Origin of the sequence: Falsiroseomonas bella (assembly GCF_003173615.1) — a bacterium.
In the GTDB taxonomy this organism is placed as follows: domain Bacteria; phylum Pseudomonadota; class Alphaproteobacteria; order Acetobacterales; family Acetobacteraceae; genus Falsiroseomonas; species Falsiroseomonas bella.
Window position 1 is genome coordinate 634642 of the sequence record NZ_QGNA01000001.1, and the last position, 12476, is coordinate 647117.

Here is a 12476-nt window from a genome sequence, read left to right on the forward strand (position 1 = left end):
GGCAAGAAATGCCGCCGAAGGACGGCGGAGCAGGGTTGCCGGGCATGTATGGCGCAAGAGGCGCAAGGGCACAGTCGGCCGCGGGGCGCGCATGGGCGGGCTGATCGCGCAGCTGCGCGGCTTCGGTCCGTTGCGCCTGGCCGCGCTGGCCGGCGTGGGCGTCGCGCTGCTCGGGTTGCTGGCCTTCCTGGCGCTGCGCGCGGCGGACCCGCCGATGGCTCTGCTCTATGGGGAGCTCGAGCAGCGCGACGCGGCGCAGGTGGTGGCCGCGCTGGAACGCCAGCGCATCCCGCATCGCCTGGCCGGCGGCGGCAGCCAGGTGCTGGTGCCGGAAGCCGAGGTGGCCCGTGTCCGCCTGCTGCTGGCGCGCGAGGGCCTGCCTTCCGGCGGCTCCGTCGGCTACGAGATCTTCGACCGCGGCGAGCGGCTGACGACCACGCCCTTCCAGCAGGACATCAACCGCCTGCGCGCGCTGGAAGGCGAGCTGTCGCGCACCATCCGTGGCCTGAATGGCGTGCGGCAGGCGCGCGTGCACCTGGTGCTGCCGCGGCGCGAGCCCTTCTCGCGCGAGCGGGGGGAGGCGCAGGCCTCCGTCGTGCTCACCATGGTCGGCGCGCAGCGCCTCGACCGGGAGGGCGTGCAGGCGGTGCTGCACCTCGTCTCCACCGCGGTGCCGGGGCTGCGCCCGCAGAACGTCTCCATCGTGGACAGCCGCGGCGAGCTGCTGGCGCGCGGCGGGCAGCCGATCTCCGGCCCCGCGGCCGCGCAGACCGCCGACGAGCTCCGCCGCGGGCAGGAGCTGCGCCTCGCGCGTGCCGTGGAAGACCTGCTGGAACGCACCCTCGGGCCGGGCCGCGTGCGCGCGGAAGCGGCGGTCGAGCTCGATTTCGACCGCGTGCAGACGCAGGAGGAGCGCTTCGACCCCGAGAACCAGGTGCCGCGCAGCACGCAATCCACGCAGGAGACCAGCCGCAGCACCGAGCCGGGGAATGTCTCCGTGCAGAACCAGCTGCCGGGCGGGGCGAACGAGCAGGGCGGCGCGCGCACCGACCAGTCGCGCCAGGAGGAGACGACGAATTTCGAGATCGGCCGCACCACGCGCAACACGACGCGCGAGCAGCCCTCGGTCCGGCGCATCTCCGTCGCGGTGCTGGTGGATGGCGTGTGGGAGCCGGTGGAGGGTGCCCCGCCGCGCTGGCGCGAGCGAAATGCGGACGAGCTGGAGCGGATCGCTGCGCTGGCCCGCTCCGCCGTCGGCTTCGACGAGCGGCGCGGCGACAAGGTGGAGGTGGTGAGCCTGCGCTTCGCGGAGCCGCCGCCGGCCGATCTCGCGCCCGAGGGTTTCGTCATCCTCGGCCAGACCGTGCCGCCGGCGCTGATGGGGCGCATCGTCGAAAGCGCGATCCTGGCGCTCGTGGCGCTGGTGGCGATCCTGCTGCTCGGCCGGCCGCTGGTCGGGCGTCTCGGCGTGGCGCTGGCGCCGCCGCCCGCGCTCGCCGCCGCCGGCGCTGGCGCCCTGCCGGGCGGGGTGGAGGCGCAGGGCGTGCTGCCCGGCGGCGGGCCGGCCGCGCTCGCCGCGGGCGGCAGCCCCGCGCTGCCCGGTGCCGCGGGCGAGGGTGCCGCGCCCGCGGATGACCGGATGGTCAATGTCGAGCGCGTGGACGGGCAGATGCGTGCCTCCGCGCTGCAGGCGCTGGCCGATCTCGTGGACGCCAACCCCGACCAGAGCGCGGCCGTGCTGCGCCGCTGGCTGACGCCGCAGGACGATGATTGATGGCGTATGGCAAGGGACTGACCGGGCCGCAGAAGGCCGCGACGCTGATGCTGGCGCTGCGCGAGGAGCAGGCCGCCAAGGTCTTCGCGTTGCTGCACGAGGACGAGATCCGCGACCTGTCCATCGCCATGGCGGCGCTGGGAACCGTTCCGTCGGGCCAAGTGGAGGAGGTGGCGCGGGAGTTCACGGCGGCGCTCGGCCAGACCGGGCATCTCGTCGGCTCCTTCGAGGTGACGGAGCGGCTGCTGCTGAAGTCGTTGCCGAAGGAACGCGTGCACCAGATCATGGAGGAGATCCGCGGCCCCGCCGGCCGCACCATGTGGGACAAGCTGGGCAACGTGAACGAGGCGGTGCTCGCGAACTACCTCAAGAACGAATACCCGCAGACCGTCGCCGTCGTGCTGTCCAAGGTGCGGCCGGACCATGCCGCGCGCGTGCTGGCGCTGCTGCCGGAAGCCTTCGCCATGGAAGTGGTGATGCGGATGCTGCGCATGGAGACGGTGCAGAAGGAGGCGCTGGAGGGCGTGGAGCGCACGCTGCGCCTGGAGTTCATGTCCAACCTCGCCCGCGGCTCGCGCCGCGACGCGCATGAGGTGATGGCGGAGATCTTCAACAACCTCGACCGCGCCGCCGAGACGCGCATCCTGGCCGCGCTGGAGGAGCGCAACCGCGAGAGCGCCGAGAAGATCCGCGCGCTGATGTTCACCTTCGACGACCTGCAGCGACTGGACCAGGCCGGCATCCAGGTGCTGCTGCGCAGCGTGCCGAAGGACAAGCTGGTGCTGGCGCTGAAGGGCGCTTCGGAGAACCTGCGCGACATGTTCTTCCGCAACCTGTCGGAGCGCGCGGCGAAGCTGCTGAAGGACGACCTGGCGGCGCTCGGTCCGGTGCGCCTGCGCGACGTGGACGAGGCGCAGGCCACCATCGTCGGGCAGGCCAAGGACCTGGCCGCGCAGGGCCAGATCCAGCTGGCCGACGGCCGCGAGGACGAGATGATCGCATGAGGACCGCGCACCGCCTCTCCGCCTTCGCGCTGCCGCTGCCGGACCTGTCGCGCCCGCCACCGGTGGATGCGCCGCCGCCGCCCGATCCCGCGCTGCTGCAGGCGGCGCGCGAGGAGGGCGAGGCCGATGGCCATGCGCGCGGCTTCGCCGAGGGGCTGGAGGAAGGGCTGCGGCGCCAGGCCGCCGCGCAGCAGGCCGCGATCGCCGCAAGCCTCGCGCAGGTTGCGGCCGCGCTGCAGGAGGCGGCGGAGCGCGGTCGCATGGTGGCGGAGGAGGCGGCCGATGCGCTGGCGACCACACTGCTCGCCGCCATGGACGCCGCGCTGCCGGCAGAGGTCGCGCGCTGCGGCGCGCCCCTGATCGCGCGCGTTGCGGCGGAGTTGCTGCCGGCGCTCGCCGACCGCCCGGAGGCGACGATCTTCGTGGCGCCAGCGCTGGTGGAAGGCGTGGCGCGCCGCCTGTCGCAGGGGCCGGCGGTGGAAGCGGACGACGGGGTGCCGGAAGGCGATGCGCGCATCGCGTGGCGCGACGGCGCCTGCCTCGTGCAACTGGAGACGCGACGGGATGCGGTGCGCGCTGCGCTGCGCGCCGCAGGGTTCGAGATCGGGAGCGAGGACGCATGAGCGGCGAGCAGGGGTTCGAACCGGTCCCGGTGACGGAGGCGCAGCAGGGCGCGGCATCGCCCGGCCAGCGTGACCTCGATGCAGTGTACGACATCCCGGTGCAGGTCAGCGCCGTGCTCGGCCGCGCCACGATGCAGGTGAGCCAGCTGCTCAAGCTCGGCCGCGGCGCGGTGGTGGAGCTGGACCGCAAGCTGGGCGAGGCGGTGGACATCTATGTCAACAACCGCCTCGTCGCGCGCGGCGAGGTGGTGATGGTGGACGACAACCGGCTCGGCGTGACGATGACCGAGATCGTCAAGGCCGATCGCGGGGGGCAGTGAGCGCCATGAGGATCGGGCATGACATGCGGCCTGCAAGGCAGGCCGAGGCCGCGAATGCGGCCCGCCGCACATGCGGCGCAAGCCAAGCCGGCGGAGGCCGGCGCTTGAGGCACCAATAATGTCCCGTCTTCTCATCGTCGGGTCGCTGGAAGGCGAGCTTGGCGCGGCGGCGCGCGTGGCGATCGCGCGTGGCGCGAAGCTGGCGCATGCGGAGGGTGTCGCGGCGGGCCTCGGGCGCCTGCGGGCGGAAGGTGCCGATCTCGCGCTGGTGGACCTGCGCCACGACGTCGCATGGCTGGTGCAGGCGCTGGCGGCCGAGCGCATTGCCTGCCCTGTGGTGGCGTGCGGCCATGCGGAGGACGCGGACGCCGCGGTGCGCGCCATCGAGGCCGGTGCGCGCGACTTCCTGCCGCTGCCGCCCGATGCGGACCTGATCGTCGCCATGCTGGAAGCCGCCGGCGCGGAGCCCGCGCCGGAAGGCCCGATCGCGCGCGACCCGGCGATGCTGACGCTCCTGGCCCGCGCCGCGCAGCTGGCCCGCGCGGAGGCGAGCCTGCTGATCACCGGGGAAAGCGGCACCGGCAAGGAGGTGCTGGCGCGGCACATCCATGCGCTCAGCCGCCGTGCGCGCGGGCCCTTCGTCGCGCTGAACTGCGCGGCGCTGCCGGAGACGCTGCTCGAATCCGAGCTGTTCGGCCACGAGAAGGGCGCCTTCAGCGGCGCGGTGGCGGCCAGGAAAGGGAAATTCGAGCAGGCCGATGGCGGCACGCTGCTGCTGGACGAGATCGGCGAGATGGATCCCCGCCTGCAGGCCAAGATCCTGCGCGTCATCCAGGAGCGGGAGGTGGACCGGCTGGGCGGCACGGCGCCGGTGAAGGTGGATGTGCGGCTGCTGGCGGCGACGCATCGCGACCTCGCCGCGGACGTTGCCAAGGGCCGGTTCCGCGAGGATCTCTATTTCCGCCTGAACGTGCTGGCGCTGCACATCCCGCCGCTGCGCGGCCGGCCGGCCGACATCCTGCCGCTCGCCGAGCATTTCGCCGCGCGCTATGCGCGCGCCAACGGGCTGCCGCTGCGCGCCGTTTCGCCGCTGGCCCGCGCGGCGCTGGCCGCGCATACCTGGCCAGGCAATGTGCGCGAGCTGGAGAACTGCATCCACCGCGCCGTGCTGCTCGCCGAGGGAACGGAGATCGGCCCCGAGGTGATCGAGTTGACGCCGCCGCGCACACAAGAAGCGTTCGCTGACGCGCCCGTCGCGCAGGCGCCCGCGGCGCCGCGCGTCACCGGCCTCGTCGGCCGGAAGGTCGAGGAGGTGGAGCAGGAGCTGATCCTGGAGACGCTGTCGCACTGCCTTGGCAACCGCACGCGCGCGGCCGAGATCCTCGGCATCTCCATCCGCACGCTGCGCAACAAGCTGCAGGAGTACCGCGCCGCCGGAATTGCGGTGCCGCCCGCGCCGGGCCAGGCGCCGATCCCGCTGCCCTACGCCTGACGCATGCGCACGATCGTACTGCCGCATTGGGTCGGGCTTGCGAAGCCCTCGGGCGACGTGGCGCTCGGGCTCGGCGTCGTGATGCTGGTCGCGGTGCTGGTGGTGCCGCTGCCGCCCTGGTTGCTGGATGTCGGGCTAGCGTTGTCCATCACCGCCTCGGTGCTGGTGCTGATGGTCTCGCTCTTCATGCACCGGCCGCTGGACTTCACGGCCTTTCCCACCGTGCTGCTGCTGGCGACGCTGCTGCGCCTGGCGCTGAACGTCGCGACCACGCGCGCCATCCTGACCTCCGGCCATGAAGGCGAGCAGGCGGCGGGCGCGGTCATCTCGGCCTTCGGCGGCTTCCTGATGGGCGGCGACGTGCTGGTGGGGCTGATCGTCTTCGCGATCCTGCTGGTGGTGAATTTCGTCGTCGTGACGAAGGGCTCCGGCCGCATCGCGGAAGTGGCCGCGCGCTTCAGCCTGGATGCGATGCCGGGCAAGCAGATGGCGATCGACGCCGACCTCTCCGCCGGCATCATCACGGAGGCCGAGGCCCGCACCCGCCGCAAGGAGCTGGAGGAGGAAAGCAGCTTCTACGGCGCCATGGACGGCGCCGCCAAATTCGTCCGCGGCGACGCCATCGCGGGCCTCGTCACCACCTTCATCAACCTGCTCGCTGGCATCGCCATCGGCACGCTGCGCCACGGCCTGCCCTTCGGCGAGGCGGTGGCGACCTTCTCCTTCCTCACCGTGGGCGACGGCCTCGTCGGCCAGATCCCGGCGCTGCTGGTCTCGGTCGCGGCCGGCATCGTGGTGACCAAGGGCGGCGTGGAGGGCCGCGCGGACAAGGCGCTCGCTTTGCAGCTCGGCGGCGCGAAGCCGCTGGCGCTCGCGGCCGGCGCGGCGGGCTTCATGGCGCTGCTGCCGGGGATGCCGATGCTGCCCTTCCTCGGCCTGGCCGGCGCCGCCGCGTGGCTCGCGCGGGAGCAATGGCGCGCCGACCGGCGCAAGGAAGCAGAGGCCGCGGCACCGCCGCCCGCGCCATCCGAGCCGCCGCCGGCCGATGCGCTGAAGATGGACCTGCTGCGGCTCGAGCTCGGCTATGGGCTGCTCAGCCTCGCGGCCGGCGACGCGCCGCGGCTGTCGGAGCAGATCCGCGCGCTGCGCCGCACGACGGCGCAGGAGATGGGCTTCGTGCTGCCCTCCGTGCGCATCCAGGACAATCTGCAGCTTCCGCCCGACACCTATGTGGTCCGCGTGAAGGAGATCGAGGCCGGGCGCGGCGTGCTGAAGCCGCCGCTGCATCTCGCCATCGATCCCTCCGGTAACCCGCCGCCGATCCAGGGCGAGCGTGTGCAGGAGCCAAGCTTCGGCCTGCCCGCCGCCTGGATCGAGGAATCGCGGCGCGAGGAGGCTCTGGCGCTGGGCTGCACCGTGGTGGATTCCGCCGGCGTGCTGGCGACGCACCTGACCGAGATCGTGCGCGACACCATGCCGGAGCTGCTCTCCTTCGCGGAGACCCAGAAGCTGCTGGACGAGCTGCCGCCCGAGCATCGGCGCCTGGTCTCCGACCTGATCCCGGCGCAGGCCAGCATGGGCACGGTGCAGCGCGTGCTGCAGGCGCTGCTGGCCGAGCGCGTCTCCATCCGCGACCTGCCGACCATCCTCGAGGGCATCCAGGAAGCCGCCGCCATCGGAACGCGCAGCCTGCCGGGCATCGTGGCGACGGTTCGCGCGCGGCTGGCACGGCAGATCAGCGACGCCGCGCGCGCGCCGCATGGCGCTATCCCGATCGTCTCGCTCGCCGCGGAATGGGAACGCGACTTCGCCGAATCCCTGGTCGGGCCGGGCGAGGAGAAGCAGCTCGCCATGGCGCCCTCGCGCCTGTCGGACTTCATGGCGGCGCTGCGCGCGGCCTTCGACGCGGCGAGCGCGCAGGGCGAGCCGGCGGTGCTGGTCTGCTCCGGCGGCATCCGCGCGCATGTGCGCGCCGTGGTCGAGCGCTTCCGGCCGCAGACCGTGGTTCTCGCCCATGCCGAGATCCACCCGCGCGCGCGCATCCGCACCGTGGGGACGGTCGCCGGATGAAGTCCCTGGATGTCCGCCATCCCATGCGGCCCGCGGAGCGGGCCGAGCCGCCGAATGGCGGCCGCGCCAAGTGGCGCGAGCCAAGCACGCGGATGCGTGCGCCGGCGCCTGAGGGCGGAATGCGCCAGCATTCCGCAACGCCGATATGAGGCTTCGCACGATCCGCGCGGCGCGCATGGGCGAGGCGATGGCGACGCTGCGCGCCGAGCTCGGCGAGGAGGCCGTGATCCTCGGCACGCGCCACGTCGCGGGCGGCGTCGAAGTCACCGCGGCGCTGGAGAGCGGCGACGACGAGCCGCTGGTCATCGCGCCGGATGCGCCGCACGCGGCCGCCATCCCGGCCGCGCTGCGGCGCCACAACCTGCCGCATGCGCTGGCGCAGCGCCTCGCGGGCGGAACGCTGGAAGCGGCGATCGCACGGACCTTCCGGTTCGAGGCGCTACCGCTCTCGGCCGCGCCGCTGCTGCTCTCGGGGCCGCCCGGCGCGGGCAAGACGACGAGCTGCGCAAAGCTCGCCACGCGGCTCGTGCTCGGCGGCACGAGGCCCTTGCTGATCACCGCCGATGGGCGGCGCGCCGGTGCGGCGGAGCAGCTCGCCGCCTTCGCACGCGTGCTGGACCTGCCGCTGGCCATCGCGAATTCGCCCGCGGCGCTGGCCAAGGCGCTGGCGCGGCGCGCGGCGGGCCAGCCGGCGCTGGTGGACCTGCCAGGCTGCGATCCCTTCGACGATGCCGCGGCGCGCCGCCACGCCGCGCTGGTGGAGGCCGCGCGTGGCACGCCGGTGCTCGTGCTGCCGGCCGGCCTGGATGCCGAGGAAGCGGCCGAGACGGCGCGCGCATTTCATCTGCTCGGCTGCCGGCACCTGCTGCCGACGCGCCTCGATGCGGCGCGGCGGCTCGGCGGCGTGCTGGCCGCGGCGGCGGCGGCCGACCTCGCCTTCACCGAGGCCGGCACCGGCATGGATGTGGCCGACGGCTTGACTCCGCTGGCAGCGGCCTGGCTCGCGCAGCGGCTTTCGCAGGGGGTGTCGTGACGGCGCAAGTGATCGCGGTGGCGTCCGGCAAGGGCGGCGTGGGCAAGACCTGGTTCGCCATCACGCTGACGCATGCGCTGGCGCAGCACGGCCGGCGCGTGGTGCTGCTCGACGCCGATCTGGGCCTGGCCAACGCCGATGTGCAGCTCGGCCTCGCGCCCACGCAGGATCTCGGCGCCGTGCTGGCCGGCCGCGCGAGCGCCGAGGCGGCGCTCATCGCGCATCCCGCGGGGTTCTATCTGCTGCCGGGCCGCTCCGGCTCCGGTGCGCTGGCCGAGCTCGGCGCGGCGGAGCGCGATGCGGTGCTGGCGCTGACGCGGCATCTCTGCGCCGGCTTCCAGCATGTCGTGCTCGACATCGGCGCCGGCGTCGGCGCAGCGCAGCGCAGCCTGCTCGCCGCCGCCGACATTCCGCTGGTTCTCGCCACGGAGGAGCCGACCAGCCTGACGGACGCCTACGCCGTGCTGAAGCTGCTGGCGCGCGATGCGCCGGAGCGCGCGCCGCGCCTTGTCGTGAACCTCGCGCCGAGCGCCGTCGCGGCGCAGCGCGTGCATGGCGCGCTGGACGCGGCGACGCGCCGCTTCCTCGGGCGCGGCCTGGCGCAGGGCGGCCACATACGGCGCGACGCGAAGGTGCCGGAGGCGATCCGCGCGCAGACCCCGCTGCTGACGCGCCACCCGACCAGCGCCGCGGCGGCGGATGTCAGCGCGATCGCGCGCTCACTCGCGGCGTAGAAGAAAAAGCACGCCGCGCACCGGCGCGCCCTTCTCCTCGCGCAGCACCGTCTCCTGCCGCGCGATCTCCAGGAGGCCCGCAGCGGCGGCCAGGCGGGCCACATGCGCGGGGTCGTGGCGGTAGCGCAGCCCGGCGCCGAGCGCGAAGGGCGAGTCCTCGCCGGCCTCGATGCTGAAGGCGGCGATGCCGCCGGGGGCGAGCGCGCCGGCGATGCCTTGAAACGCGGGCGCGAGGTCGCCGAGGTAGTTCAGCACATCGGCCGCCGCGACCAGGTCGAAGCGGTCGCGCTGGCGCGGCAGCCATTCGACAAGATCGGCTTCTTCCAGCGCATCGTAGAGCTTGCGCCTTCCCGCTTCCGCCAGCATGCGCGGCGACAGGTCGAGCCCCGTCATCCGCTTCGCGAAGGGTTGCAGCGCCACGCCCGACAGGCCGGTGCCGCAGCCAAGGTCGAGCACGCGCCGCGATCCGTCCGCCGCCACCCCCGCATCGCGCAGCATCTGCGCGAGCAGCGCCGGCGTGCGGTAGCCCAGCCTTCCTTCCAGCTCTGCGTCGAAGCGCGGCGCGTACTGGTCGAACAGATCCTTCACATAGGAAGCGGGGGCACGATCCGGCGGCGCTTCCTCGCCGAGTCCGGCCAGCAGGAAGCGTGCCTGCGCCAGCAACGGCGCCGGCGCGGGCAGCGCCAGCACGCGGCGCGCCGCTTCCGCCGCGCCAGGATCCTTCGCCTCGCGCAGCGCATGGGCCAAGGCCAGCCAGGGCTCGGGCGCATCGGGGGCGATCGTCACGGCGCGGCGCAGCGGCGCCAGCGCGCCGACGGCATCACCCGCCGCGGTCAGCGCCTGGCCCAGGTTGCGCAGCGTGACCGCATCATCCGGCCGGCGCGCCAGCGCGGCCCGCAGCGCCGCCACCGCTTCGCCGATGCGCCCGGCCTCGGCCAGGGTGGCGCCGTGATTGGCCAGGAAGATCGGGCTGTCCGGCCGCTCCGCCACGGCGCGGCGGGACAGTTCCAGGGCGCGTGCCGTGTCGCCGCGCTGCCGCGCCACGATGCCGAGCAGGTTCAGCGCATTGCCGTTGCGCGGCTGCTGCGAAAGCACCTTGCGATACAGACGCGCCGCCCCGTCCAGGTCGCCCTGCGCATGCCGCGCCGTGCCCTCGCGCAGGAGCTCGTCAACCGAGGCTTGCGCCATGCGTCCCCGCTCCGCGAAGCTGGCCCGGCATGCTTGGCGCCCTCTCCTCCCTCGTCCGGCCCGGGCGCGACCTGCGCGTGGATTTCGTACGGGGGCTGGCGCTCTGGTTCATCTTCATCGACCACACGCCCGGCAATCTGCTCGGCAAGCTCACGCTGCGCAACGTGGCCCTGATGGATGCCACGGAGGTCTTCGTGCTGCTGGCCGGGTACGCCTCGGGGCTCGCCTATGGCCGGCTGCTGGAGCGGGAGGGCTGGGCGCCCGCGGCGGCGCGGGTGGCGGGCCGGGTCGGCACGCTCTACGTCGCGCACATCTTCCTCTTCGTCGTCTTCACGGCGCAGGTGGGCTATTCCGCCGCGCTGCTGGATCACGCCGCCTATCTGGACGAGCTCGCCCTCGATCCCTTCGGGCAGGAGCCCTACCGCGCCATGCTGGAGGCGCTGCTGCTGCGCTATCAGCCGCATTTCCTGGACATCCTGCCGCTCTACATCGCCGTGCTGGCGATGTTCGCGCTGGCGCTGCCGCTGGTGGCGCGGCCGCTGCTGCTGCTGGGCCTGTCGCTTGGGCTCTACCTGATCGCACGCGGGCTGGACCTGGCGCCGCCGGGCTGGGGCGATGCCGAATGGTTCTTCAACCCGCTCGCCTGGCAGCTGCTGTTCGCGATCGGCGTGGTGCTGGCGCGCGCCGACCCGGCCTGGCTGGCGCGGCGCCTGCCCTGGAACCGCTGGGTCGCGGCGCTGGCGGTGCTGGCGCTGGTCGCCGTGGCGGTGCTGCTGAACCTTGTCTGGCACGGTCCGGCGCGGGGGTGGGAGCCGCCCGCGGCGCTCGCCGCCTGGCTCGCCGGGGTGGACAAGACCGGCCTGCACCCGGCGCGGCTGGCCACCGTGCTGCTCGCGGCCTGGCTGGTGGCGCATCTGCTGCCGGCGCAGGCGGGTTTCCTCTCCGGCCGGCTGGCCGCGCTCTTCGTGCTGATGGGCCAGCAGAGCCTGCCGGTCTTCTGTTCCGGCATCTTCCTGTCGTTCCTCGGGCGGCTCGCGATAGAGGTCTCGGCCGGCCTGCCCATGCAGGTCGCGGTCAACCTCGCGGGGCTGGCGGCACTGGTGGCGGTCGGCGCCGTCTCGGCCTGGTATGGCGGGGAGGGCAGCCGGCGCCGCAAGCCGCCGGCGCCCGGCTTGCCGGCCCAGCCCGGCGCGGTTACCGGTTGAGCGCGATGCGCCGCCTGGCTGCCACCCTACCGCTGGTTCTCGCCCTGTGGGGGCTGCCGCCAGCCGCCGCCGCCGGGCCCGAGCCCGCCTGTGATGTCACACCGGAGCTGATCGAGGCAGCGCCGCTGCCCGGCACCTTCGCCGCCATCGCCCGCGGCGAGCTTCGGATCATGGTGGTGGGCAGCGCCTCCACGGCGGGCGGCGGCACCTCGGGGCCGGAGGCCACCTGGCCCGCGCGGCTGCAGGCGAGGCTGGCCACGCGGCTGTCGCCGGTGGTGGTGCGGCTGGAGAGCTTCGGCCGACGCGGCTCCACGGCCGCGGACCACGCCAGGATCATCGCGGCCGAGGCGGCGCGCTTCCGCCCGCACCTGATCATCTGGCAGCTGGGCACCGTGGAGGCGGCGCGCGGCCTGCCGGCTGAGGAGATGTCGGAAGCCGTCCAGGACGCCGCCGCGCGCCTGCGCGCCGCGCGCGGCGAGCTGACCGACCTGATCCTGATGGACATGCAGTTCTCGCGCTTCTTCCGCGCCAACGCGAATGTCGAGGCCTATCGCGACCAGTTGCGCATCGCCGCCGCCGCCGCCGGCGCGCAGCTGTTCAGCCGCTGGTCCATCATGCAGCACTGGGCCGAAACGGACACGGTGGACCTGGAGCGCGCACCGCGGGAGCGCCGCATGGCGGTCGCCGATGCCCTGCATGACTGCCTGGCACGCGCGCTCGTTGCGTTCATCCGGCAGGGCGTGGCGGATATGCGCCGCTGAGATGCAGCGCGTCGGACACACCCATGCTGGGAAGGGAGGAACCGCCAGCAGGCATGGACGCTCCTTCCCGGATGAGCGCGCAGCTTCGACCGGCGGAGGCGCCGCCCCCGGCGGCGCGCTCTCCTGACAGCGAAACGGACCCCGCCGCCGACGCGGCACTCGGCAGCTGGCTGCGCCGGGAACTCGGCCGCCTCTACGACGCCGCGCTCACCGAGCCGCTGCCGGAGGCACTGACGGCGCTGCTGGACGCCGGGCGGCAGGACCGTGAATAG

Annotated in this window: 12 protein-coding genes; 11 read left to right on the forward strand and 1 reads right to left on the reverse strand. The window is 73.8% G+C overall.

Annotation, left to right across the window (positions count from 1 at the left end):
* Window positions 1–91: 91 nt before the first annotated feature.
* The 8 genes from fliF to DFH01_RS02935 all read left to right on the forward strand — a co-directional run bounded on the left by fliF (window position 92) and on the right by DFH01_RS02935 (window position 9050).
* Window positions 92–1774, forward strand: coding sequence for a flagellar basal-body MS-ring/collar protein FliF (gene fliF, locus DFH01_RS02900; protein WP_109868881.1), 1683 nt, complete (start codon window positions 92–94; stop codon window positions 1772–1774).
* Window positions 1774–2778 (forward strand): flagellar motor switch protein FliG, encoded by a 1005-nt coding sequence (gene fliG / locus DFH01_RS02905; RefSeq protein ID WP_109868882.1) that lies wholly within the window; start codon window positions 1774–1776, stop codon window positions 2776–2778. Before fliF ends, fliG begins: the two co-directional genes overlap by 1 nt.
* A complete protein-coding gene (locus DFH01_RS02910) occupies window positions 2775–3401 on the forward strand; it encodes a FliH/SctL family protein (RefSeq protein WP_109868883.1) in 627 nt (208 codons plus the stop codon). Before fliG ends, DFH01_RS02910 begins: the two co-directional genes overlap by 4 nt.
* Entirely contained in the window at window positions 3398–3721 is a 324-nt protein-coding gene (gene fliN / locus DFH01_RS02915) for a flagellar motor switch protein FliN (RefSeq protein ID WP_109868884.1), read from the forward strand. The genes DFH01_RS02910 and fliN overlap by 4 nt, the downstream gene beginning before the upstream one ends.
* 118 nt (window positions 3722–3839) lie before the next feature.
* Entirely contained in the window at window positions 3840–5213 is a 1374-nt protein-coding gene (locus DFH01_RS02920; protein WP_109868885.1) for a sigma-54-dependent transcriptional regulator, read from the forward strand.
* A gap of 3 nt (window positions 5214–5216) precedes the next feature.
* Entirely contained in the window at window positions 5217–7283 is a 2067-nt protein-coding gene (gene flhA / locus DFH01_RS02925) for a flagellar biosynthesis protein FlhA (RefSeq protein ID WP_109868886.1), read from the forward strand.
* A 145-nt stretch (window positions 7284–7428) separates the two neighbouring features.
* The gene (locus DFH01_RS02930; RefSeq protein ID WP_109868887.1) at window positions 7429–8316 is read left to right on the forward strand and encodes a flagellar biosynthesis protein FlhF; all 888 of its coding nucleotides are present in this window, start codon (window positions 7429–7431) and stop codon (window positions 8314–8316) included.
* Window positions 8313–9050: a nucleotide-binding protein gene (locus DFH01_RS02935; protein ID WP_233255934.1), complete on the forward strand. Its 738-nt coding sequence runs from the start codon at window positions 8313–8315 to the stop codon at window positions 9048–9050. Before DFH01_RS02930 ends, DFH01_RS02935 begins: the two co-directional genes overlap by 4 nt.
* Here DFH01_RS02935 and DFH01_RS02940 read toward each other — a convergent pair.
* Window positions 9036–10238 carry a tetratricopeptide repeat protein gene (locus DFH01_RS02940; protein WP_109868888.1) on the reverse strand — a complete coding sequence of 401 codons (1203 nt, stop codon included), beginning with the start codon at window positions 10236–10238 and terminating at the stop codon, window positions 9036–9038. The genes DFH01_RS02935 and DFH01_RS02940 overlap by 15 nt on opposite strands.
* A 29-nt stretch (window positions 10239–10267) precedes the next feature.
* Here DFH01_RS02940 and DFH01_RS02945 point away from each other — a divergent pair, with 29 nt between their 5' ends.
* From DFH01_RS02945 to DFH01_RS02955, 3 genes are read left to right on the forward strand one after another with little or no spacing between them, the layout of a single operon-like run.
* Window positions 10268–11443, forward strand: coding sequence for an OpgC family protein (locus DFH01_RS02945; RefSeq protein ID WP_109868889.1), 1176 nt, complete (start codon window positions 10268–10270; stop codon window positions 11441–11443).
* Window positions 11444–11448: 5 nt separating this feature from the next.
* Window positions 11449–12204 (forward strand): GDSL-type esterase/lipase family protein, encoded by a 756-nt coding sequence (locus tag DFH01_RS02950; RefSeq protein ID WP_109868890.1) that lies wholly within the window; start codon window positions 11449–11451, stop codon window positions 12202–12204.
* Between the two features lie 53 nt (window positions 12205–12257).
* Window positions 12258–12476, forward strand: coding sequence for a hypothetical protein (locus DFH01_RS02955; RefSeq protein WP_146216980.1), 219 nt, complete (start codon window positions 12258–12260; stop codon window positions 12474–12476).

Bases quoted from the DNA above. Each gene is read 5' to 3' on its own strand.
- DFH01_RS02930 (WP_109868887.1), top strand. From the start codon at position 7,429: ATGAGGCTTCGCACGATCCGCGCGGCGCGCATGGGCGAGGCGATGGCG.
- fliN (WP_109868884.1), top strand. From the start codon at position 3,398: ATGAGCGGCGAGCAGGGGTTCGAACCGGTCCCGGTGACGGAGGCGCAG.
- DFH01_RS02910 (WP_109868883.1), top strand. From the start codon at position 2,775: ATGAGGACCGCGCACCGCCTCTCCGCCTTCGCGCTGCCGCTGCCGGAC.
- DFH01_RS02920 (WP_109868885.1), top strand. From the start codon at position 3,840: ATGTCCCGTCTTCTCATCGTCGGGTCGCTGGAAGGCGAGCTTGGCGCG.
- flhA (WP_109868886.1), top strand. From the start codon at position 5,217: ATGCGCACGATCGTACTGCCGCATTGGGTCGGGCTTGCGAAGCCCTCG.
- fliF (WP_109868881.1), top strand. From the start codon at position 92: ATGGGCGGGCTGATCGCGCAGCTGCGCGGCTTCGGTCCGTTGCGCCTG.
- DFH01_RS02940 (WP_109868888.1), bottom strand. From the start codon at position 10,238: ATGGCGCAAGCCTCGGTTGACGAGCTCCTGCGCGAGGGCACGGCGCGG.
- DFH01_RS02950 (WP_109868890.1), top strand. From the start codon at position 11,449: ATGCGCCGCCTGGCTGCCACCCTACCGCTGGTTCTCGCCCTGTGGGGG.
- fliG (WP_109868882.1), top strand. From the start codon at position 1,774: ATGGCGTATGGCAAGGGACTGACCGGGCCGCAGAAGGCCGCGACGCTG.
- DFH01_RS02945 (WP_109868889.1), top strand. From the start codon at position 10,268: ATGCTTGGCGCCCTCTCCTCCCTCGTCCGGCCCGGGCGCGACCTGCGC.
- DFH01_RS02955 (WP_146216980.1), top strand. From the start codon at position 12,258: ATGGACGCTCCTTCCCGGATGAGCGCGCAGCTTCGACCGGCGGAGGCG.